Here is a 21,438-nt window from a genome sequence, read left to right on the forward strand (position 1 = left end):
GCGAGGCCATCGCAAAATCAGAAGTAAATTTTTGATGCCGTATAAATACCGTGGATGGATACGGAAATTGCGAACGATTTATTTAATCCCTCGTTGAGGGTGTTTATCAACACGGTTGCAACCAATGTGTCGCTAGATTTCCGCGCAATTCGGCCTGACCTGCCAACAGGAGTTTTTCGATGGGGCTGCTGGTTTCAAGATTCCTCAGCAATGAGTCCGGCGCGACCGCGATCGAATATTGCCTGATCGCAGCCGGCCTTAGCATCGTGATCGTAACCGCCGTCAACGGTATCGGTAGTACCCTCAATGGCCGATTCACCTCGATCAATACGTCGCTGAAGTAACTGGCCGGCCCCGACCACGATCACGGTTGCTATTTCTTGCTTGTCCGTTGTCGTGCCGCGCGCGCATGCGATCCGCGCGAACATCAGCTTCCCGATCCCCAGTCATGATGTGCCGGCGCAAATGCCCCGGCACTATCCCGCCTTTTTCGACCGGACGGAGGGGCGCGCCGGTTTCTCGGCCTTCTTCGGTGCCTGGACTTTTGGCTCTTCCTTGGCGGTGCGTTTGCCGCTGATCGGCAACAGCATTTCGCGCTGGCCGGCGACAGCCTTGCGCGGCTTCTTGCCCGTGGCTTTCGAGGAAGAGGCGGCTTTCGGGGCAGGGGCGGCTTGCCGCTCGGTGGCAAGGCTGCGCTTCAACGCATCCATCAGATTGATGACATTGCCGCTCGATTTGGGCGCGGTCTTTGCGGAGGGCGTGACGCCAGCGCGTTTCTTGTTGATGAGATCGATCAGCGCGGATTCATAGTGGTCCTCGAACGCATCGGGCTCGAACGATCCCGATTTCTGTTCGACGATATGCTTGGCGAGATCCAGCATGTCCTTGGTGATTTTCACGTCCTGGATGTCTTCGAAATATTCCTTCTCGCCGCGCACTTCGTAGGGATAGCGCAACAGCGTGCCCATCAGGCCCTTGTCGAGCGGTTCCAGCGCGATGATGTGTTCGCGGTTGGTCAGCACGACACGGCCGATCGCGACCTTGTTCATGCTGCGGATAGTTTCGCGGATCACCGCGAACGCATCATGACCGACCTTGCCGTCCGGCACGAGATAATAGGGGCGGATCAAATAGCGGTTGTCGATATCGGCTTTGGGCACGAACTCATCGATCTCGATGGTGTGGGTCGATTCCAGTGCAATATCGTCGAGCTCGTCCTTCGACACCTCGATATAAGTGTCGGTGTCGACCTTGTAGCCCTTCATGATGTCTTCGGCGGCGACTTCTTCGCCGGTGTCGGCATCGACCTTGGCATATTTGATGCGATGGCCGGTCTTGCGGTTGATCTGGTTGAAGCTGACTTTTTCGGTATCCGATGTCGCCGGATAGAGGGCGACCGGACAGGTCACGAGCGAAAGGCGCAAAAAGCCTTTCCAGTTGGCACGGGGCGCCATGGGATACTCCGAAAACGCAACAAATATCCTAGCAGGATACCACCACGGCACCGGGTTTCAAAGAAGCCGCGTTAAGGAATCTCTCAATGACGTTAACCGTGGCGGCGGCCGGAAGTTGCAGACTTGTTTCATGGGCTTGCCGCCGGGGGTGCAGATCCGACTTCAGGCAATGGGGTACCGGTGGCCCCCGATGCCTGCTGTTCCGTTTTGAGGTGGTCCGAACCAGTCAGCACGCGCGTTAAACCCGGAACATCGTTCGAAATCATGCGTTGCCCTTCGCATCTTGCGCCGAACGACTTGGCGCGCCATCGAAAAAATCGAGGCCACCATGGCAACACAGCATCAACGCCAGATCGATCAACAGCAGATCGTCGAAACGCCAACCGAAGCGCGGCAGGCCGAGCCGGGGCCGTCGGTACTTGCTCTTCTGCTTGTCTCCACCGGTCTTGCGGTCTTGATCCTCGGCGTGGTCTGGTTCGTATTCTTCCGCGTCTGAGGGCGCGCGGAATGAGCATGCGCACATCAGTTGGACGACAGCCTGAAGAAATTCATACTGATCGCTCCACATGTGGTGTCGAAAATTCTTCGCCGCGCGACGCGCAACAAAATAAAAATGCAAAATGAAATATCTGCCGATCAATAAATTTTTTCAGTAATCGGCGCCTCCTTGTGATTGCGTCACGAGATCATCCAAATTGCGCGGTAGCAACGCGCGTCGTGGGATTTTGTGAAGCGAACGCCGATGCTCTCCGAGTCAGAAAAAATTCCGTTGCTTCTGAAGGCCAAGGAGTTGGCATTTTTCGGGTCGTTCCTTGGGCTGGCGCTGCTGGCGACGTTAACGTGGGTCTATCTGTTGGGTGAAATTTTTTTGAAGTTCGTCATCTGGTGTTTCTCCTGACGAGGAGATTCGCGAATGGCTACAGTCGAATGCGTCATGATTATTTCCGCGGCAGCTTCTCGCTGCACAAAGATTTCTTCAAATGGCAAAATTTTCGACGTCGCAAACCATCATGTTGTCACATCAGGGAATGAAAGTACCGGCGGGTTGATAACCGGACGAATCGCATGCTCACTTTCCTGATCCAGTCGTCGATTTTTGCTGTGGGGCTCTGTCTCGGATACGTCGCAGGCTCATGGCGATCGTACCGGCGTCGTGCCCAACATGTGACCGCCTCAGTTCGGGATGCCGGGTCGCATACCACCACGTTCGGACATGCGCGCCGGGCATTTTGAATCCGGTTTCGGGCGAGCCCGGACGGTTCCGAAATTCAGCCTTTATTAACTAAAATAGCGTGACTTGGGACAGATGGAGCCACGGCTTGGATCGGACCGATCGAGATGTTTCAGCTTTTCTGGCGGGCCCGCGCACATAATTACCTGAGGACACGTCTGGGCGATCAGACATTTAGAGCGCGCGCAGCCGATCGCGACGCTGAAACTGACCGGTCGCGGATCAGCTCCATCCTGGAAGCCATCGAGGATGCCCTGCATGCGGCGGAGTTGGAACAATCGGGGCTCAGCCGAAGGGTCGAGGATGTCCTTGCCCGCGCGGCGGTTACCCTGGGGAATGGAACTGACGAATATCTAGAGCGCGACGCGCTCGACAGCCATTATCAGGATCTGTTCAGCACCGAGATTGCCAACGGGCAGCGCCGCCTCAAGGAACTGGCGACGTCGATCACCCATTTCAAATTTCTGAAAGCCGCGATGCTGAGCCGGTTTCCGGACCACAAGCCTGCCAATCCCAGCCACTGACCAAGCGCCATCGCCCTGTCAGACGGCGAGCAAGCTGCTGCCCTGAATCGATAACAGTGTGAGATTTCCGGTCGCATAGGCCCCGGTATCGATATTGGCGCGGTTCGCCAGCACTTCGGCGCTGCGGACCGGCGTGTGGCCGTGCACGATATATTTGCCGAAATCCGTCTGGCTCTGGAGAAACTCTTCGCGGATCCACAGCAGGTCAGCTTCCTGCTGATTTGCAAGGGGAATCCCGGGGCGGACGCCGGCATGGACGAAGAAAAAATCACCACATGTGTAAGTCAGTCGCAGGCGCTCGAGGAAGGCACGATGCTGTCGCGGCATTGCCAGGATCAGTTCCTTTACCAGCGCGACTTGCTCTTCATAATCCGGGCTAAGCGACGGCGAAAGCCCGTAGGATATCATGGTCTGCAATCCGCCGACGCGAAGCCAGTCTGCAATCCGTGACGGGTCCTGAAATACCTCGGTCAGAAATGCTTCGTGATTGCCTCTCAGGAAGATCGTATTTCTGTGGCGGCTGCGCTCGATCAAGAGGTCGATCGTCGATCGCGAGTCAGGTCCGCGATCGATGTAGTCGCCCAGAAAAACTTCAATCGCGCGATGGGGTTCGCTGTGGGCCACATCGGCGTCAATCACCCGGAACATTTGCTCGAGCAGATCGGCGCAGCCATGAATATCGCTGATGGCGTAAATGCGAACTCCGGCAGGGAGTTTCGGCTTGGATGTCGGACTGGTAGATCGCAGCGCTGAAAACATCTGGGACTAATTTGGAGGAAGCAAATCCGGACGGGGCATCCGGCATCTGCCGCTTTTATGTCCAGTTCAAGGCAGCATGTGGCCCACGGGAGGCGGCCGTTCAAGGCTTTGCGTTCAAGACCGGGGCTTTGCGCTCAAGACCTGGCGAAACTTCGGGCTTCTCTGCGGCCGCAGCGGCGTCTGGCTCAGAACCGGAATCAAGGCGTGCTTCATGACCGCTGCAAAGACATATCCAAGCTGGAGACTTGCCGCGAAAACAATCACCATCAACGCGATCCGGGAAAATGGCTCGTCTGGGGTTGCCGAGATGGTGGCCAGCACCGCGGAGCCCAAAAATATGATCGGCAGCAGCACGATTACTCTGAAACGGATCGCCAGCGTCGATCCGATCAGCATGCTGCAAATCGCCAGCATCATCATAAGATTGGTCCCCATCAAACTGAGGCGAAATTTAGCGCTTGCGCGCTAAAATTGGCTTAAGACCACTGCGTCAAATTAAGGGGTTCGGCGCGATGCTGTTCCGGTCATTCATTGAGCGGCTGGTGATCAAAATAGCGGCCGATGATCGGCAATTAAGCCTTATGCGTCCGCCTGCAAAATTTTGTGGTGTAGAATATTTTGTGGCTGCAGAATTCTGTAGGTGCAGATTCTGTGGAAGTAAGTGCTCCGCCAGTTTTTGATCGTGCTGTGCCGTTAATCTAAATAACTTTCAGCCGGGCGATGAGCGAAACACCAATCACAAAAACGTCCATAGCTGTGTATTGATTTGCCTGTGTATTGTTTTGGCAGCCCGGTGGCGGCCGGCGGGAAATCCCTTGGGCGGGAAATCCCTCGGGTGGGAAATCTCTTGGGTAGTGAAAAGTTTGGGCGGTGAGATGAATGGCGGGCAGCGAAGCAATTCTCGTCACGGGCGGGGCAGGATATATCGGCGCTCATTGCTGCAAGGCGCTGTCGGAGGCCGGATATGTGCCGGTTTGCGTTGACGATCTTTCGACCGGAAATCGTGATTTCGTGAAATGGGGTCCGCTGGTCGTCGGCAATATCGCCGACACCGCGCTGGTCCGGGACACGATCAGGAGCCACCGTATCGCGGCGGTCATGCATTTCGCCGCTTTCAGCCAGGTGGGCGAATCCGTCGCCGATCCCCAAAAATATTATTCGAACAATGTGGGCGGCACGCTTTCGCTCCTGGCGGCGATGCGGGAGGCGGGGTGCGACCGGCTCGTCTTTTCCAGCACCGGTGCCGTCTATGGCACCGCCGGGCGTGATCCTCTCCCGGAACAGGCTGCCGGTTCGCCGGTCAATCCCTATGGCGCTTCGAAATGGATGATCGAGCAGATTCTGGCCGACTTTCGCAGGGCTTACCAACTGAATTCGACTTGCCTGCGTTACTTCAATGCCAGCGGCGCGGAAAAATCCGCTTCGATCGGTGAGTTCCGCGATCCCGAGACACATCTTATTCCGCGCGCAATGATGGCGCTGCAGGGACATGTCCAGGATTTCGCGATTTTCGGCGAAGACTACGACACCCCGGATGGAACCGCGGTTCGCGACTATATTCATGTCGACGATCTGGCAGCGGCCCATATCCTGGCGGTCGAGGCGCTGTTGAAGGGTTCAATCGGGGGTTGTTTCAACCTCGGCACAGGTTCCGGATTTTCCGTGCGCGCGGTGGTTGCCGCAATTGAGGCCGCCGCCGGACGGAAAATCCCCCTGGTTGTGAAGCCGCGTCGCGCCGGCGATCCTCCATTTCTTGTCGCGAATCCATCGTCCGCCCGCAATGCGCTCGGCTTTCGCCCCGTGTCTTCCGATCTTGCCACGATTGTGACCTCGGCGTGGGCGTGGCACCAGAAGGCCCATCCGGCGCGCTGATTTGCAGCGATGCTTCGTGTCGCTTTCGCAAGCGATGATCAATGCGACGTCAATTTGCCCATGACGATGTTCGCATGCTGACGAAATTTCAGGCGTTCAATTTTTTCCGAGTCTGACTTTTTGGAGTCTGAATTCATCACATAGTTGCAATGCAAAAATTAGTTTTGAATCTCATGCTGCGACGCCACACAATCGCTCAGGTTAGCTAACAAGGTTTGAACGAAATTCCGGGAAGCTGAATCTCCGGAAAGACGACTTACTGCGAGAGGCCGCGATGTCTTCAACAACGTATGGTTTGGAGAATGCGTATCCCGGCGATGCCAAGCGCAACGCCACACTGCAGAGACCACTTCAGATTTTCGTCGCCGCCGGCGACTTCCTCCTGATCCTAATGAGCTATCTCGGTGCCAGCCTGATCTACGGCACATTTTTCAGCCCGCTCCTCGAGAGCGATGTTTCCAACGGCGCCGGATTGATTGTCGGGGTGGTGTTCGTCGGCATCGGATATCTGCAGGGCACGTATGACAACCATCGGCTGCTCAATGTGGCATGGCAGCTTCGTAAAGCCGCCATCAACTGGATGGTTTCGCTGATTATTCTCGCAATCGCCGCGTTTCTCCTCAAATCCACCGATCATCTTTCGCGCGGTACGATCATTCTGTTTGCATTGATCGGCTTGACCGGTCTGTGGGGGCATCGCGCCGCCTGGCGGATTGGCTTCGCTTCGCCGTTCGCCAAAGGGCATTTTATCGACCGCAGGGTTGTGTTGCTCAGCATGCGAACGCTGGATTTCACCTCGAGCCGGTTCAAGGATCTCAAAAAGAGCGGCTTCGATGTGGTTCGTCACTTTGTCCTGAATTCGACGCAGGATGAGGCGGCATGGGACCGTGAGATCCAGGATATCATCCAGCAGTCCCGCGCTACCAATGTGGACGAATATCTGCTGGCAGTCGATTGGAACGAATTGCCGATGTTGCAAAAGCTGAGCCAGCATCTTCGCGTCGTGCCGCAGCCGATCAGGCTGTTGCCCGATTTTCCGATTGCCGATCTGGTGGCGCGTCCGTTCGTGCCGGTCGGCGGCACCATGGCGATCGAGATTCAGCGGCCGCCATTGTCGATTTTCGAACGGGCCCAGAAACGCTGCCTCGATATTGGGCTGGCTTCGGTTGCGCTGGTGTTGCTGGCGCCGCTGCTGCTGACCACGGCGGTTCTGATCAAGCTTGATTCGCCCGGTAATGTGATTTTCCGTCAGTCACGCCGCGGCTTCAACGGCAAGCCGTTCGATATCTGGAAATTCCGCAGCATGTTCGTAGCCGAGAATGGCTCCACGATCACGCAGGCCAAGAAGCAGGACGCCCGCGTGACCCGAATCGGGCGTTTTCTGCGAAAGAGCAGCATCGATGAGTTGCCGCAGTTGTGGAACGTGCTGCGCGGGGAGATGTCGCTGGTGGGGCCGCGGCCCCATGCGCTCGCCCACGACAATTACTATGACCAGATGATCAGCAAATATGTGTTCCGCCACCATATGAAGCCAGGCTTGACCGGTTGGGCCCAGGTCAACGGGTTTCGTGGTGAGACCTCGACCATCGATCTGATGGAAAAGCGCGTCGAATACGACGTCTGGTACGTCAGCAACTGGAGCATCTGGCTCGATATCCGGATTATCTTCCGGACCGCGGCGGCGCTGATGTATCAGGAAGCCTATTGAAGGTATCGAAGTTGCCGTAGACGAATCCATCTGGCTAAGTTCGTTATGCCCGGCCTTGTGCCGGGCATCCACGTCTTAACTGCGGCCATATTCTTCAACCGCGTCTTTATAATCAAAGACGTGGATGGCCGGGACGAGCCCGGCCATGACGGGCTTAACTGGAAAGCCCCAATTCTCCCAATTCTATTGGCTGAGGAGGGCCCCGACCCCTCTCATGGTGAGCAGCGCGACGAGTCTATCATCGGGCCGCGCTTCGCGCGGACCCGTTGGCGCGTCTCGAACCATGAGGCCACGGGAACAGTACTATACCGATCAAACTGGAAAACGCTCTTGAGTTAGGACGTTACAGCGAGAAGTCAGTTGCCGCTCCCACGTCAAAGCCTGCTTGCTAAATCGGGCCGCAGCGGCCCCTTAGGCCCGTTCCACGTAGTAGCTGTTGTAATGCGAGCCCTTATAGGCCTCGATGCGCTTGAGCATTTTCGGGTTGGCGCGGTTCAGGACCGCACCCAGCAGCTTTTTCTGGATCGCTTCCGAACTGGACATCGATTCCTGCAAGGCATTGCGCGTGGTTCGTCCCCATTCGATGACGTAAACCATTGCATCGAGCAGATGGCTGACCGCCTTGGCGTCCGTGACTGGCATGACCGGGGCGAGATCGATGATGATGTAGTCGTAGTTCTCCCGCATCACCATCAGCATATCCGCCATGGCCTTGGACGCCATGACATCGGCGGAATTGACCATGCGCGAGATGACAAAGGAAGGCAGGAAATCGAGGCCGGTTTCCTGGCTGCGCTTGATGTGGTGGCCGAGCGATCTTGGATCCTTGAGTACTTCGACCAGGCCGGTCGTTGCATTGGGCGCCAATTCGCGGGTCAGCGAGCGCGTATGCAGGTCACCGTCGATCAGCAGGGTGCGGTGGCCTGTCAGCGCGGTCAGATGACCGAAATTGGCGGCGACCGTGGTCTTGCCTTCCTTCGGGAGCGAAGAGACGATGCCGATCACCTTGACGTCGCGGGTCAGGCGCGCGACGTCGATGGAAACCTTGATGTTGCGCAGGGTTTCCGCAAAGCGAGAAAATGGATGGTCGACGACATAATGCGAGAGTGAGCTTTCTCTCTCTGCCTCCGGCGAGGCATCGCCGGGTCGCAAGGCCCGCGCTTTTTTCGTGACGGGAGCAGCGGGCCGGATATCGGGCAAAACGCCGAGGCACTTGACCCCGAGTTCGTCCTCGACATCCCCCGGGGTGCGCAGAACGTCGCTCAAAAGCTCCCGGGAGAAGGCGGCGCCAAAGCCGAAACACAGCCCGCCGATCACGCCACCGATGAGAAACAACACCGTCTTCGGCGAACTTTTCTTGTCGGGTTTCACCGCGGTGCTGATGATGCGGGCTTCGCTGATCGGGAAGCTCTGGTTTTGTGTCGCCTGCTGCAGCTTCTCGAGGAAATTGTTGTAGAGGTTGCGGTAGGTATCCGCAGCACTTTCGAGATCTCGGAGCTTGACCTGGGCCTGGGCGGTGCTGCCGGCCTGGGCGACCAGCCCCCTCATGTTTTCTTCCAGCGAGGTTTCGCGGCTTTTCGCGATCTCGTATTCGCTGCGATAGGAATCGGCAATGCGCCGGACTTCGTCGGCGATCGCCTTGCGCAATTCTTCCATGCGGTTGGCGAGATTGATGGAGGCCTGATGGGTCTTGCCATAGCGGCCCGACCAGTCGGCATATTGCGCAGCGAGGTCGAGATATTGGGCGCGCAGGCGGGTGATAACCGTATTGTTGATCGCGTCGGTCACCGTCGGCTGGGATAGATCCTTGTCGGAAATCGCCTCGATCCGGTCGAGGCGCGCCTTTGCCTCGGCGGTGGCCGCGCGGGCCTGGATCAACTGGGTATTCACGTCTGTCAGTTGCTGCTCGCTCATCAGGCCGCGGCTGGTGCCGACAATATTGTTCTGTGCCTTGAAGGTCTGCACCGCCCGATCGCTCGCGGTTGCCTGCTCGCGCAGTTCGGCGCTGCGCTGTTGCAGCCATTCGCCGGCCCGCTTGGTGGACTGATATTTGGCTTCGAGCGCGCCGACCATATAGGCGTCGGAAATCGCATTGGTGATTTTAGCGGCCTTTTCCGCGCTGATCGAACGGAAGCTCACGGACAAAACGTAGGTGGTCAGCACCCGCTCCACCTTGAGGTTCTTCTGGATCGTCTCGACGGCGCCTCTTTCGATTTTTTCCTGGGAAGGAGGACCGTCGGAGCTGAACAGCGAAAGCACCTTCCCGATCACCAGGGGAATGAGGCCGGGATCGGAGCCGTTGAATTCAGGGTCGTCGGTCAGCTTCAGCTTGCGGACGATCGACAGAATCAGATCGTCCGAATTGAGAATCTCGACCTGGCTATCCACAAAGCCGGGATCGATCAGCGCGTTGGTGACGCCGCTGTCCTTGTCCAGCACCTGGGTCTGCCGCGTATCCATCAGGATTCGGGCGTTCGCCGTATACATCGGCGTCGCCGTCAGCAGGTAGGCGATGATGAGCGTCAGTACGCCCGCCAGAATAGCCGTGATCAACGGCCACTGCCGGCGCACGATATCGACCACCCGTTCGACGGTGAGCGTCTTGCCGAGGTCGATCCCGAACTTCGGTCCCTCAAACTGATTTCGCGGCTGATACATCTGTATGTTCATTTATGTTGTGGGACGTCTGTTCCAGGCGGGTCTATTCGGGAAGCGGCACGCTCTCAAAGGGATCGGCGAGTTCGTCGTGCCATTCGCCGGTCATCAACGGATTGGATTTTACCGGGGGGCGGACGGGCTTGATAACCGACTTGTCGTTATTGTCGCCAACGGTGGGTTCGGTAGAAGGTTCTTCCGTCAGGGCGACATAACCCGCGGTAACGGATCGGTCGGCCAGATTTCGGACGAAATCATTGATCTTGCGCGCCGCTTGCGGCTGCACGGCAACACAACGCAGTTCCGCCTGCCGAAGCGCCTTACCGATCGTCGGGCGGATGTCCGTGGGGGCTCTTCTGACCAGCGTCGCGACGGAAGTCAGGAGGGTGGGATCGGTGACCAGAATGCCGGTCAATCTCGCCGCCAATTTTTCCTTGTCGTTGCGCAGCACGTACAACAGCGCGGATGGTTCGGACGCGAACAACTGCATGGTTTCCGTCGGCATTCGGTCGGTGAGTTCCACGCATTGGGCGTGAGATGGTGTTGTGCTTGCAAGGAGCACGCCGAACCCGACCAGCCAGCCCGCATGACGGCCGACATGCCTAAATGGTGTCGCTATGCGGGACATATTTTCCACTTCTCGCCGAGTGACGAAAATATTCAGACATTCAGTCGGTTATCGAAAGACTGTGTCAAATTCTTGTGCGGTGCAAAAGAAACGGGGATATCCAAAACAAGTTCTCCGCTTTCGAGTCAAACAATCGCCAACATGTAGACGACCTCGCGCCTTCAATGGATTCTGTGCGCGCTTTGAGAAGCAACAACAATCCGGACAACACTGTCGTGGTGAGCGATTGGTCGCGTTGCTTGTTTTCAGTGCACGCGAACAGGCACGGATGAATCTGCGGTCAGGCCCGGAATGCTTCGGAAGCTTGCGCGCTCGCCGGTTCATCGACGGGTTCGGTCGTGCTTGGAATCGGCTTGGGCACATTTTGCATCCAGCGCTTTAACTTCAGCGTCGGCTTTTCGATCGCGTGCCACGATACCCAGGCGACACAGAATGTCGCCAGCACGGCCAAGATAAAAACCATCCACCAGCTTCTAAAGCCCGGGAAGAACTGGACGATCGCCTGTTGAATCGGGAATGCGTAGAGATAGAGGCCGTAGGAATAATCGCCGCTTTGCAGAAATTTCACATGCGGAAATCTCACCATGCCGAGATACACCATGATGTAGACATTGGTGAGCGGCAGAACGATAAACGTGGTCTGTGGCAAGCGCATGAGCACATAGCTCAAGATAAGGGCAGCAACAAACAGGCGCCAATTGATCACGATGGCGTCGCGCCAGTGATAAGCCACAATTCCCGTCAGGAAGTAATAGATCAGGATGCCGCCTGAATAGATTCCCCGAAGCTCAAGCTTGGCCGTCATCAAATTATAGCCGGCCAGCACCACCGTGGCGAAAATCCAGAACAAAGTGACCTTCCATCGGCTGTAGACCCAGCCGACGGTCATGAGCCCCGCCATCAGCACGTAAGATAGAAGTTCGGGATGCAGGGTCCACAGACTTCGGTTGACGATGCCGGGATTCGGATTTTGTTCGAAGACGCCCGGCAGTTCGAAATGAATCCAGCCGATAATGTTGCCGAAATATCTCAGGAACCTCGGATCGCCGAAATATTCGCCGAGAGGCACGGTCGTCAGCAACGGTCCCAGGATCAGCGCCGACAGGCTGATCTCGACCGCCAGCGCCGGAAAAATGCGAAGCGCGCGGAATGTCAGGAACACTCGCAGGCTTCGGGAGCGCAGGGCGCTGCCGGACACCAGGAATCCACTTAGTCCGAAGAAGATCGGAAGCGTAGCTGCCCAAATCGGGTGCGACCATCCGGTGGCGAGATATTCGGCAGCCGGTATGCCATAGGCAGTATGAAATGAGTGCAGCAGGATCACGAGCAGCGAAAGAGCGATTCGCACCATATCGAATCCCGGACCGGCGCCGCCATGCTCATCCATGATTTGCTTTGCGCTGGGACCAGATAGCCATCCGGCGGTGGCGTATCTGTTGATCAGGATTGCCGGCTTCATCAAATGCACTCCTGATTTCTTCCGCAGTCGAACTCGCACGGCGCGACGATCAACCTAAACCAAAACGCGCGAACGCCGCGATCATTTTGCAAGTTCGGTTTGGTTAGTTGTTGAGCTTTCTGCTCATCAGCTGAGCGCGGCGCGCATCTTTCAGCGGCGACGATCAAACAGAACAGCTTACGTTTGCGCGTTCAATGAGTTCCCATTGTCGATGTGCATGATTGCACCCAGCGTGTCATGCACACAAAGACTCGATGCAGAACTCGTTGAACCTAACTCCGCACATAGAGTGGCGATATTGTGGTGATTTGTGGTGCGCGTTGAACAGAACAAATCACTCGCTCGAATGTGAGCGTTGAAAACAGCGCGCGAGGTCTATACAACGAAACCCATGTCGCAAATGCAGTGTGGGATGCTTGCTTGACTGCATCGATACATCGTTCGAAGAATCATTATGTGCCGCTGGACAGCATTCGCGGTCTCGCGGCGCTGTGTGTCGTCATCCATCATTTTGTGATTTCAAAGCCGCTCTCGGAACTGTTGCAGAACAAAGCCTGGGTCGACAGTGCGTTTTTTGTTAATGCGTGGCTGTTCGTCGATCTGTTTTTTGTTCTGAGCGGGATCGTCATATCGCTGAACTACGTGCAATCAGGTTTCGGGTCATTCGGGTTTCGTGAATATGTCACACGCCGGCTGGCTCGAATCTATCCGATGCATATCGTCACCTTGCTGGCGTTCCTGCTGTTCCGGCTGGTGAGGCTCAGCCTGGTTGGCGTGGGTTTCATGCACACCGTGCCGCCGGAAATGCCGGTCAATAATGCCTATTCGTTTTTTGTGAATGTGCTGCTGCTGCACGCGCTCGGTTTCGTCGATTATTTGAGCTGGAACGCGCCGAGCTGGAGCATCAGCGCCGAATTCTACACCTATCTCGTGTTTGGCCTCGTCGTGATCTTTGCGCAGAAGATGAAAGATGCGAGCTTGATCTACGTGCTGTCGGCCATCCTGGTGTCTGCGAGCCTGCTCATCATTGTGTTCGTTCTGCACAAGGACAGCATGGATTTTCATTATGATTTCGGTGTCGTGCGCTGCGTGTTCAGCTTTTTCATAGGGGTGCTCACCGTGCGGGTCGTTGCAGCGGTGCCCGCGGCTACGTCGCCTCTGCTCCAGACAGTTTGGCAGTTCGGCGCGGCGATCGCCGCGATAACGGCTGTTAGCATTGTCGGAAGCTTTCCAGCCGTCGGGTTCGTCGCTCCGGTGGTCTTTGCTGTTCTGCTGGGATCGCTGATGGCGTTTCCGGCTCGAATGCTGCCGCTTCTGTTGTCGATCAGGCCGCTGGTCTGGCTCGGCAAGCGGTCGTACTCGATCTACATGGTTCATGCCTTCGTTCTCGTGCTGATCGAATATTTCGCGAGAGGGGTGGGCGCGCAAAGGTTTCAGGCGCTGGATAGCCACCTGCTGTCGGGGGCGGCTGCGTCCTCGCTGCTGATGGTCCTTGTTGTAGCCGTTCTGGTGGTCGCCAACTTCACATTTGAGCATATCGAGAGCCCGGGCTCGCGGATCGTCAAAAGGCTGCTCGGCCGCGCGATCGAAAAAGATGGTCTTTCAACCGCGAAGGCGGAGGTTGCAGGCCAATGAGTGCTTCGGCGCGATCAGACACCATGGTGTTGACAGGCCCGGGCTATTCACCCCTCGGCCAGGAATCCAATTCCATCTGGAATCTGGAGGCCTTCGCGCTGTTCCTGTATTTTTACCGGGACGCCTTCGCCGGCGCATTGCGCTATGCCTTCGCGATCGTGAAGCTCGACGCGTTGTGGTTCATTCCGGATCTTGCGGCGCTGGCCTGCATTGCCTTGTTTCTGCAACGTTATGTCATTGCCGGCAAAAGCCTGATCGCGTTGCTCACGCTGCTGTACATGGTGTTCTCTCTATATATTGGCTATATCTTTCTGGGGCAGGCCGCGGGCGCTGCGTCGTCTCTCAAGATGATCGCGCCGGTGTTTGTGGGATTCTGTTTTTGCGGGCGGGATCTCAGCCAATACAAGCGGTTGCTCGGTTCGATTCATCTGGTGTTCTATCTCACCATCATCGGCATCTTCCTGTCGGCCCACATGCGCCTGCCGTGGGTCGGCTTTTCCTATGAATCCTTCGGCACCGCGCGTGAGGCCCAGCGACTGTGGTGGACGCAGTCGGATCCGCGGCTGGCCGGCTTTGCCGCCGACAGCACCATGGCCGGATTCTTTACCTTCATCGCCTTCGTCATCACCTCGGTTCGCCGCAACATGCTGTGGTGTGCAATCTGGGCTCCCATCGGGATGTACGCGATCAAGCTGACGACCAGCAAAACGACCCTGGGATTGATGATTATCTATCTGGTGTGCCTCGTCATCATCAGAATTATCCCGGAGCGCGAGAAATTCCCGATGCTGCGTCGAATGGCGCTGTGGTCGTTCCTGACCATCCTCATTCCCATCATATTGATGATCCTGTTTTCCGGTATCAACCTCGCCAGAGAATATCCGGTGCTGTTCAGCATGCAGGATCGCATCAATAACAGCTGGCAGCTTCCGTTCGTCTATATGAGCGACCTGATGCCGCTGGGTTTTCTGACCGGCTGCGGTCTCGGCTGCTTCAACTATCCCCAGCAGCTGTTTTCCAACAAGGTCAGCTATTACGTGCCGGTCGATAATTTTTACATCGGCACCTATCTGATGTTCGGCCCGATCTTCGTCGTGTTTGTGATCTGCGTCTTCTTTGCGGTGATGCGGACAAAGGACATTTACAAGCTGACGGCCGTGATTGTGATGAATTTGTTCGCAGTGACGGTGCTTGCGTACGGTCCGGCCAGCGGTTTGCTGACCATCGGCTTTGCATTCAGTGAGGTATTCCGGAGCCGGGCTGCGAGCGTGCACGAAAGCGTGCAGGAAATTGCAGACGTTGTACCGGTCGTGCCGGATTCCGGAGGATTGACGCCAAGGGCGGCGTGAATCTGCGGTTGCGGCTCTTTTTCGTCGTTTTTCTGATTGCATAATGTTGCCATGACCGATGCGCCGCCGATCGATCGTCCGTCAACGTTTCGCGACAAGCAGCCCGTAACGGCGGCCGGTGGTTTTCTGCCTGCGGTTCAAGGGCTTCGCGGCATTGCTGCGGCGACGGTATTGGCGGTGCATCTTTACGACATGCCAAAGGGCGGCGTCTACGATATCGCGAACCCCGGATTCCTGCCGCCGATCTGGCCGTGGCTTCAGTCGATCATGAATGTGGGAGGACACGGCGTCGAACTTTTCTTCATGATCAGCGGCTTTCTGATTCCGGCCAGTCTGGTGCGGCATGGATCGTTCTGGAAATTCATCCGCGACCGCGTCATGCGCATCATGCCGGTGTTCTGCGTTCTGCATCTGCTGCTGTTTATTGTTGGTCCCATCGTCGGTTATAAATTCTTCCGCGATATCGACGCGGTCAGCTATGCCAAGATTTTCCTGGCCAATCTTTTCTTCGTTCCCGAGGCACTTGGGTTGCCGATTGCGCAGCAGAACGCCTGGACGCTGACATACGAGTGGGCGTTTTATATCTGGTTCGGCGTCACCTTCGTCGCGGCCATCCAGTTACGGAACTGGTTCCTGGCTGTGCCATTGATTGCGTTGGGGCTCGCGGGTGTCGTGCTGTGGCCGATGTCCGCATTTTTTATCATCGGCATGCTGTTCGCTGCCGTCGATCTGCGAATTCCGCTCAAAGGACGGCCCGGCTTGCTGGCTGGCGTGGCCTGCGGCGCGATCATGTATCTGGCGCTGGAGTATCTTCATCCGGTCTATGGCTTGCTGCCGGGTTTTCTCGTTTTCGGCATGGTGCTCGCGCCGGGCTCCGGCGTCGCAACCGCGCTCAGTGCACCGTTGCTGCAATATTGCGGCAAGATCAGCTACAGCCTTTATCTCGTCCACCCCTTTGCATTGTTCCCACTGCAGATGCTTGGGTTGAGGCTGGTGGAGCATGGTGTCAATCGCTGGCTGTTGTGGGGAGCCTTTGTGGTTCTGGGTATTGCCGCGTCGCTGGCGGCGGGTTCGCTGAGTTATGAACTCATCGAAGTGCGGCTGCGCCGGTGGCTGGATCGGGTGCTGCCACATCTATTTGCCCGGCCGCTTGGCGGAGTTGGCCGGCCCGTCTGATCGCGGCCGCTACCTTGCGGACTCCGCGTGAAGCGGACGTCCTTAAAATCGGAGACTTTCCTAAATGGCATGGCGCGAGGATTTGGTCGCCAATACGGGCCTTTCCGGCGCAAGAGGAGCGATCGTCGGGTGGATCACGAGTCCGGGCTTTGTGATTGTCACCTGGTGGCGCCTGGCAAAACGGCTGCGCGGCAGTGGACGAATTGGACGGGCGCTGTCCTGGATCATTCTGCGATCCTGCCTGACCGGGCGAGGCTGCTACATATCGCTGCTCGCTGAAATAGAGCCGGGACTTATCCTGCCGCATCCGATCGGGCTTGTGATCGGGGAGGGGGTACGGATCGGCCGATCCGTCACGCTTTATCAAAGCGTGACGCTGGGCCGTCGCGGCTCGAGCGAGGCAGAATACCCCAAGCTTGAGGACAATGTCGTCGTCTATGCCGGCGCCGTCGTCATCGGCCCCGTCACCGTGGGCAAGGCGGCCGTCATTGCCGCCAATGCCGTGGTCAATCGCGACGTGCCGCCGGGATCCGTTGCGGCGGGAATACCGGCACGGATCCTTTCGAACACGAAGTTAACGGCATCGTCAGCGCGCCGCGAGGCTTGAAGGCGCGCTGAACGATGTGGTTGCTTTCATGCAAACAGGAAGTTGCCGTGATCGAGGCTGCCGACCGCGATATTTTTCAGCAGGATCGTATCCGTGGCCGAAACATGCACCAGGGAGTCGGCCCCGGATTGCGTGATCTGAAGATGGCTGTAATCGGCGACCAGTGATTTGGCGATCTCGATAACGTCGTGGTTGGCTGCAGTACCGGCCAGGAATCCGTTGACCTGCTCGGCGCCGTGATCGAACGCGATCGTCAGGCCCGAACTGACAGCCGTGATGTTGTGCGTCAGGCCGTTGCCGTTGAGCACATCGACCTGCAGCAGGTTGCCGTTGGCGTAGCTGTCGTGCTCGGTCGCGCCCGGCAAGCCCGCGACCTGGAATTTGAAAATGTCCGTGCTGCCATTCGGATTGACGATCGTCGACAACGTTTCTGTGCCGGTGGCATTGTAGTTGTTGGTCGTAACGGTTCCGTCGCTCCCGACCACCTGAGTATAATCCAGCGAGCCGTCGGCATGGGTGCGAGTGACGTCGACGACCTTGCCGGTCGTATCCAGATGCTGATCCATCGTGGTGTAGCTCTGGCCGGTGACGTTGTAGTTCCAATTGTCCTGGGTGTGGTCGGCGTTGAGGATATAGGCCGCCGTCTTCACGCCGTTGGTGTAGACGGTCGTGGAATTGTAACCGTTTGCTTCCTGCACGACTTCGCTGGTGAGGACACCTGACGCGTCGTAGGTATCGGCGGTCTTGGTGCCATCGCTGGTCTGGGTCAGATGGAAGGCATTCGTGCCGTCATTGTGGGTCCGCAGCAGTGACGTCTCGAGACCGGTTGCATCATAGGTGTCGTGTTCGGTGCCGTAGGTCTGGCCTTTGATGTTGAGGATGTAGACATCTTTGCTGCCATTCGGGTGGAAAATCGTCGACAAGGTCTCGTTGCCGAGCGTGTCATAATTGTTGATCGTATCGGTGCCGTCGCTGCCGATCACCTGGGTGTAATCCAAGGACCCGTCGGCGTGGGTGCGGGTGACGTCGACGACCTTGCCGGTCGTATCCAGATGCTGGTCCATGGTCGTGTAGCTCTGGCCGGTGACGTTGTAGCTCCAGTTGTCCTGGGTATGGTCGGCGTTGAGGATGTAGGCGGCCGTCTTCACGCCGTTGGTGTACAGCGTGGTTGAATAGTAGCCGTTCGCCATCTGCACGACTTCGCTGGTGAGATGACCCGTGGCGTCGTAGATATCGGAGGTCTTGGTGCCGTTGCTGGTTTGCACGAACTGAAAGGCATCGGTGCCGTCATTATGGGTGCGAAGCTGCGATGTCAGCAAACCCGTCGCGCTATAGGTGTCGTGTTCAGTGCCGTAGGTCTGGCCCTTGATGTTGAGAAGATAGACGTCCTTGCTGCCATCGGGGTGGAAAATGGTCGACAGCGTCTCGTTACCGAGCGCATCGTAATTGTTGATCGTATTGGTGCCGTCGCTGGCGATCACTTGGGTATAGTCCAGCGACCCGTCGGCATGGGTGCGCGTGACGGAGGTTACCTTGCCGGTCGCATCCACATGCTGGACCATGGTGGTGTAGCTCTGGCCAGTGACATTGTAGCTCCAGTTATCCCGAGTGTGGTCGGCGTTGAGGATATAGGCCGCGGTCTTCACACCGTTGGTGTACTGCGTGGTCGAGTAATAGCCGTTCGACATCTGAACGACCTCGCTGACAAGATGACCCGTGGCGTCATAGGTGTCTGCGGTCCTGGTGCCGTTACTGGTCTGGGTCAGTTGGAAGGCAGTGGTGCCGTCGTTGTGGGTGCGAAGCTGCGAGGTCAGCAAACCCGTTGGGCTATAAGTATCGTGTTCGCTGCCGTAGGTCTGTCCCTTGATGTTGAGAAGATAGACGTCCTTGCTGCCATCGGGATGGAAAATGGTCGATAGGGTCTCGTTGCCGACCGCGTCGTAGTTATTGATCGTGTCGGTGCCGTCGCTGGCAATGACCTGGGTGTAATCCAGCGATCCGTCGGCATGGGTGCGCGTGACGGAGGTCACCTTGCCGGTCGCATCAAGATGCTGATGTTGCGTGGTATAGGTCTGGCCGGTGACGTTGTAGCTCCAGTTGTCCTGGGTGTGATCGGCGTTGAGGATATAGGCGGCCGTCTTCACACCGGCCGTATAGACCGTCGTGGAATAATAGCCGTTTGTCTGCTGCACGACTTCCGTCGTGAGGTTGCCGCCGACGTCGTACCAGTCGACGGTCTTGGTTCCCGCCGTGGTCTGAGTCATCTTGAGGAAGGTGCTGCCGTCGCTGCGGGTTTGCACGACGTTGGTCAGGAATCCCGACGCGTTGTAGCTGTCGTGTTCGGTCGTGTACGACTGGCCCTTGATGTTAAAAGTGTAAACGTCCTTCGAGCCGTCGGTATTGACGTGAATCTCGCTGGCCTTCACGCCGGCGGTATAGGCCGTGGTATCGGTCGAGCCATCGGCATAAACGATCACGGTGGACGTCAGAAGTCCGTTGCTGAGACCCGAATTCGACGTCGATAGCAGCGTTCCGTTCGCATTGTAGGTAAGGGTCTGACTCCACTGCGATGTGGACGTTGTGACGGAAAATGAATACCCGCCCTGAATCGATGCCAGCGCGTTACCGTAATGCGAGATGATATAGCTCATGGTCGACTGCGACGCGACCGGCAGGATATGCGTATCGGTCAAGGTGATGGTCTGGAGCGATGTATCCGCGTTGAGGGCCGAAAGCTGCCCGACGATGTCAGCGGCTGTCCCACTGACGTTGACCAGCGGCGTGGTCACCGTGCCGGACCCATTCGCAGGGGCATCGATCTCGATGATCACAGGATGATCGCTGACTGGTATGACGATCTGGCTTACATTGGTATAGGTAGCAATGGCGGTCGTGCCGCTCAGCGGATCGTAGACGCTGACCGTCCGATGAACGCCGCCGAGATTGACGGTTACAGACTCCGTGGGCGCGGCGACTTCCGTATCGGTCGTGTCATTCCAGATTTTGGGCTCCGCCCACACCACCAGATCGTAGGCGCCGTTGCTTTTGCCGAGCACCATGCTGCTGCCGGTGGAGGGCAGGCCAGTAATAGAGTAGCCCAACGGCGTGGTTGGCGTGTGCCCGCCGGTTCCATTATCGCTGAGGATGGTCGTCAGATTGTGGATCGCAGTCGCGGCCAGTTTGGGGGTGCCGTCAGTGTTGAACAGACCGAATTGTGTCTGGGGATCATTGGCGGCGCCGGTCGAGGGGTGATCCAGCAGCTCATATAGATAAGTCGTGCTCACGCCATCCTTGTAGGCGTCGACCAGCGTATTGAGAATCGACTTGGCCTGCACGGACTGGTCGGCGCCGAGAAAGGGCGTGTTGCTTTGCGTGGTGTAACCGGTCTCCGTGATCACGGTCGGCTTTCCGGAAGCTACGGAACTTGCAGCGCTAAGCGAGGCCGCGAGCGCCGCCTGCGGTGTGGTCTCGGTGCTGGCATAGGCGTGGGAATTGATGACGTCGGTCGAGGCCGAGAGATTGCCGAGCTGTGAGTAGCCGGACAGATCATTATAACCGATGGTCAGATCGTATACCGGGATATTGGCAAGCGCGGCGTCGCCCTTGATCGCGGTGTAGTAGGCCTGCTGGAACTGGCCCGCGGCGGCGATGCTTGAGCTGCCATTGTAGCTGAACGGCTGCACGTTCGCCTCGTTCAAACCCTCCAGCGCCACGATGCCGCCAGGATGGGTGGCTTCGAAGCTGTCCACCGACGCCAGATATTGCTGGAGTCCTGCGCTACCTGCCGCCGGGATGTTGGAGGGAACAATGAAATCGAATTTGAAGCCGGCACTCGCCAACCCGTCGAGGACCGGTTGCGCCGCGGGGCTGGCGGCCAGCGAATCGCGCAGCGTCGTGACGCCGAGATATTTCAGGTCGTCCACCATGAGGGCGAGGTTGTTGTAGGAACCCCAAGCGTAGCCCGCATGCGTATTGACGCCGATGGAACCAACAAAGGAGCTTGCGGACAAAATGGTTTGATCGATAGCCGAAGTGGTCATGGCCGCTCACCTGGTAGGAGGAGATTTGCTGTTGTTATTTTTCTAGCGCTCAAGTTTTCATGTTGGGTGTTGAATTTGGGTAAAACTCAACGCAACAAGCCTTCTTCGTTGAAGAAGCTCTTGTTGCATGGAACTTGTGCAAGAAATTTCACTTCAGGAAATTTCACTTGCAGCGACGAAGTTCACACCAAGGGTCTGCGCAGCGCCGTATCATTGATCCACGAATACAGTGGCGTGAGCGCGGCGATCACGCGACCAAAAATATTTTGTCTGCTGAAAGTGCGCGCAAGTTGCCGCAGATGTGGGCGCAGCGGTCCTAATGCCGGGAGAATTTTCGTCTG

At 57.2% G+C, this 21,438-nt stretch carries 17 protein-coding genes; 10 read left to right on the forward strand and 7 right to left on the reverse strand.

What is annotated here, in order from left to right; genetic code table 11:
• Positions 1 to 179 precede the first annotated feature (179 nt).
• Positions 180 to 344, forward strand: a complete 165-nt coding sequence (locus tag HB676_RS05840) for a Flp family type IVb pilin (RefSeq protein ID WP_213736754.1) — start codon at positions 180 to 182, stop codon at positions 342 to 344.
• 132 nt (positions 345 to 476) lie between these two features.
• Here HB676_RS05840 and HB676_RS05845 read toward each other — a convergent pair whose 3' ends face one another.
• Positions 477 to 1,454 carry a Ku protein gene (locus HB676_RS05845; RefSeq protein WP_213736755.1) on the reverse strand — a complete coding sequence of 326 codons (978 nt, stop codon included), beginning with the start codon at positions 1,452 to 1,454 and terminating at the stop codon, positions 477 to 479.
• Positions 1,455 to 1,716: 262 nt separating this feature from the next.
• The gene (locus HB676_RS05850) at positions 1,717 to 2,094 is read right to left on the reverse strand and encodes a hypothetical protein (protein WP_213736756.1); all 378 of its coding nucleotides are present in this window, start codon (positions 2,092 to 2,094) and stop codon (positions 1,717 to 1,719) included.
• 87 nt (positions 2,095 to 2,181) lie between these two features.
• On the opposite strand from HB676_RS05850, the gene HB676_RS05855 reads away from it, so the two are divergent.
• Together HB676_RS05855 and HB676_RS05860 are read left to right on the forward strand one after the other, a co-directional pair.
• Positions 2,182 to 2,352 (forward strand): hypothetical protein, encoded by a 171-nt coding sequence (locus HB676_RS05855; RefSeq protein WP_213736757.1) that lies wholly within the window; start codon positions 2,182 to 2,184, stop codon positions 2,350 to 2,352.
• Positions 2,353 to 2,792: 440 nt separating this feature from the next.
• A complete protein-coding gene (locus HB676_RS05860; protein WP_213736758.1) occupies positions 2,793 to 3,209 on the forward strand; it encodes a hypothetical protein in 417 nt (138 codons plus the stop codon).
• 18 nt (positions 3,210 to 3,227) lie between these two features.
• On the opposite strand, the gene HB676_RS05865 is transcribed toward HB676_RS05860, so the two are convergent.
• Positions 3,228 to 3,968, reverse strand: coding sequence for a metallophosphoesterase family protein (locus tag HB676_RS05865; protein ID WP_213736759.1), 741 nt, complete (start codon positions 3,966 to 3,968; stop codon positions 3,228 to 3,230).
• Between the two features lie 211 nt (positions 3,969 to 4,179).
• Here HB676_RS05865 and HB676_RS05870 point away from each other — a divergent pair, with 211 nt between their 5' ends.
• The 3 genes from HB676_RS05870 (at position 4,180) to HB676_RS05880 (ending at position 7,548) form a co-directional block, all read left to right on the forward strand.
• Positions 4,180 to 4,437 carry a hypothetical protein gene (locus HB676_RS05870; RefSeq protein ID WP_213736760.1) on the forward strand — a complete coding sequence of 86 codons (258 nt, stop codon included), beginning with the start codon at positions 4,180 to 4,182 and terminating at the stop codon, positions 4,435 to 4,437.
• A 410-nt stretch (positions 4,438 to 4,847) separates the two neighbouring features.
• On the forward strand, positions 4,848 to 5,840 hold the full coding sequence (gene galE, locus HB676_RS05875) for a UDP-glucose 4-epimerase GalE (protein ID WP_213736761.1): 993 nt from the start codon (positions 4,848 to 4,850) through the stop codon (positions 5,838 to 5,840).
• Between the two features lie 274 nt (positions 5,841 to 6,114).
• On the forward strand, positions 6,115 to 7,548 hold the full coding sequence (locus HB676_RS05880) for an undecaprenyl-phosphate glucose phosphotransferase (RefSeq protein WP_213736762.1): 1,434 nt from the start codon (positions 6,115 to 6,117) through the stop codon (positions 7,546 to 7,548).
• Between the two features lie 411 nt (positions 7,549 to 7,959).
• Here HB676_RS05880 and HB676_RS05885 read toward each other — a convergent pair whose 3' ends face one another.
• The 3 genes from HB676_RS05885 to HB676_RS05895 form a co-directional block, all read right to left on the reverse strand.
• Entirely contained in the window at positions 7,960 to 10,206 is a 2,247-nt protein-coding gene (locus tag HB676_RS05885; RefSeq protein WP_213736763.1) for a polysaccharide biosynthesis tyrosine autokinase, read from the reverse strand.
• A gap of 43 nt (positions 10,207 to 10,249) precedes the next feature.
• Entirely contained in the window at positions 10,250 to 10,660 is a 411-nt protein-coding gene (locus HB676_RS05890; RefSeq protein WP_213736764.1) for a hypothetical protein, read from the reverse strand.
• Positions 10,661 to 11,111: 451 nt separating this feature from the next.
• A complete protein-coding gene (locus tag HB676_RS05895) occupies positions 11,112 to 12,290 on the reverse strand; it encodes an acyltransferase (RefSeq protein WP_213736765.1) in 1,179 nt (392 codons plus the stop codon).
• A 420-nt stretch (positions 12,291 to 12,710) separates the two neighbouring features.
• Between HB676_RS05895 and HB676_RS05900 the strand changes: the two genes are divergently transcribed.
• The 4 genes from HB676_RS05900 (at position 12,711) to HB676_RS05915 (ending at position 17,057) form a co-directional block, all read left to right on the forward strand.
• Positions 12,711 to 13,925, forward strand: a complete 1,215-nt coding sequence (locus HB676_RS05900; RefSeq protein ID WP_213736766.1) for an acyltransferase — start codon at positions 12,711 to 12,713, stop codon at positions 13,923 to 13,925.
• The gene (locus HB676_RS05905) at positions 13,922 to 15,274 is read left to right on the forward strand and encodes a hypothetical protein (RefSeq protein WP_213736767.1); all 1,353 of its coding nucleotides are present in this window, start codon (positions 13,922 to 13,924) and stop codon (positions 15,272 to 15,274) included. Before HB676_RS05900 ends, HB676_RS05905 begins: the two co-directional genes overlap by 4 nt.
• A gap of 51 nt (positions 15,275 to 15,325) precedes the next feature.
• Positions 15,326 to 16,450, forward strand: coding sequence for an acyltransferase (locus HB676_RS05910; RefSeq protein ID WP_213736768.1), 1,125 nt, complete (start codon positions 15,326 to 15,328; stop codon positions 16,448 to 16,450).
• A gap of 64 nt (positions 16,451 to 16,514) precedes the next feature.
• Positions 16,515 to 17,057: a serine acetyltransferase gene (locus HB676_RS05915; RefSeq protein WP_213736769.1), complete on the forward strand. Its 543-nt coding sequence runs from the start codon at positions 16,515 to 16,517 to the stop codon at positions 17,055 to 17,057.
• Between the two features lie 26 nt (positions 17,058 to 17,083).
• Here the strand turns inward: HB676_RS05915 and HB676_RS05920 are convergent, their stop codons facing one another.
• On the reverse strand, positions 17,084 to 21,097 hold the full coding sequence (locus tag HB676_RS05920) for an RHS repeat protein (protein WP_213736770.1): 4,014 nt from the start codon (positions 21,095 to 21,097) through the stop codon (positions 17,084 to 17,086).
• Positions 21,098 to 21,438 lie beyond the last annotated feature (341 nt).

Source organism: Bradyrhizobium sp. dw_411 (assembly GCF_018449695.1).
In the GTDB taxonomy this organism is placed as follows: Bacteria; Pseudomonadota; Alphaproteobacteria; order Rhizobiales; family Xanthobacteraceae; genus Bradyrhizobium.

Bases quoted from the DNA above. Each gene is read 5' to 3' on its own strand.
- HB676_RS05840 (WP_213736754.1), top strand. From the start codon at position 180: ATGGGGCTGCTGGTTTCAAGATTCCTCAGCAATGAGTCCGGCGCGACC.
- HB676_RS05845 (WP_213736755.1), bottom strand. From the start codon at position 1,454: ATGGCGCCCCGTGCCAACTGGAAAGGCTTTTTGCGCCTTTCGCTCGTG.
- HB676_RS05860 (WP_213736758.1), top strand. From the start codon at position 2,793: ATGTTTCAGCTTTTCTGGCGGGCCCGCGCACATAATTACCTGAGGACA.
- HB676_RS05865 (WP_213736759.1), bottom strand. From the start codon at position 3,968: ATGTTTTCAGCGCTGCGATCTACCAGTCCGACATCCAAGCCGAAACTC.
- HB676_RS05870 (WP_213736760.1), top strand. From the start codon at position 4,180: ATGACCGCTGCAAAGACATATCCAAGCTGGAGACTTGCCGCGAAAACA.
- galE (WP_213736761.1), top strand. From the start codon at position 4,848: ATGGCGGGCAGCGAAGCAATTCTCGTCACGGGCGGGGCAGGATATATC.
- HB676_RS05880 (WP_213736762.1), top strand. From the start codon at position 6,115: ATGTCTTCAACAACGTATGGTTTGGAGAATGCGTATCCCGGCGATGCC.
- HB676_RS05885 (WP_213736763.1), bottom strand. From the start codon at position 10,206: ATGTATCAGCCGCGAAATCAGTTTGAGGGACCGAAGTTCGGGATCGAC.
- HB676_RS05895 (WP_213736765.1), bottom strand. From the start codon at position 12,290: ATGAAGCCGGCAATCCTGATCAACAGATACGCCACCGCCGGATGGCTA.
- HB676_RS05905 (WP_213736767.1), top strand. From the start codon at position 13,922: ATGAGTGCTTCGGCGCGATCAGACACCATGGTGTTGACAGGCCCGGGC.
- HB676_RS05910 (WP_213736768.1), top strand. From the start codon at position 15,326: ATGACCGATGCGCCGCCGATCGATCGTCCGTCAACGTTTCGCGACAAG.
- HB676_RS05915 (WP_213736769.1), top strand. From the start codon at position 16,515: ATGGCATGGCGCGAGGATTTGGTCGCCAATACGGGCCTTTCCGGCGCA.
- HB676_RS05920 (WP_213736770.1), bottom strand. From the start codon at position 21,097: ATGACCACTTCGGCTATCGATCAAACCATTTTGTCCGCAAGCTCCTTT.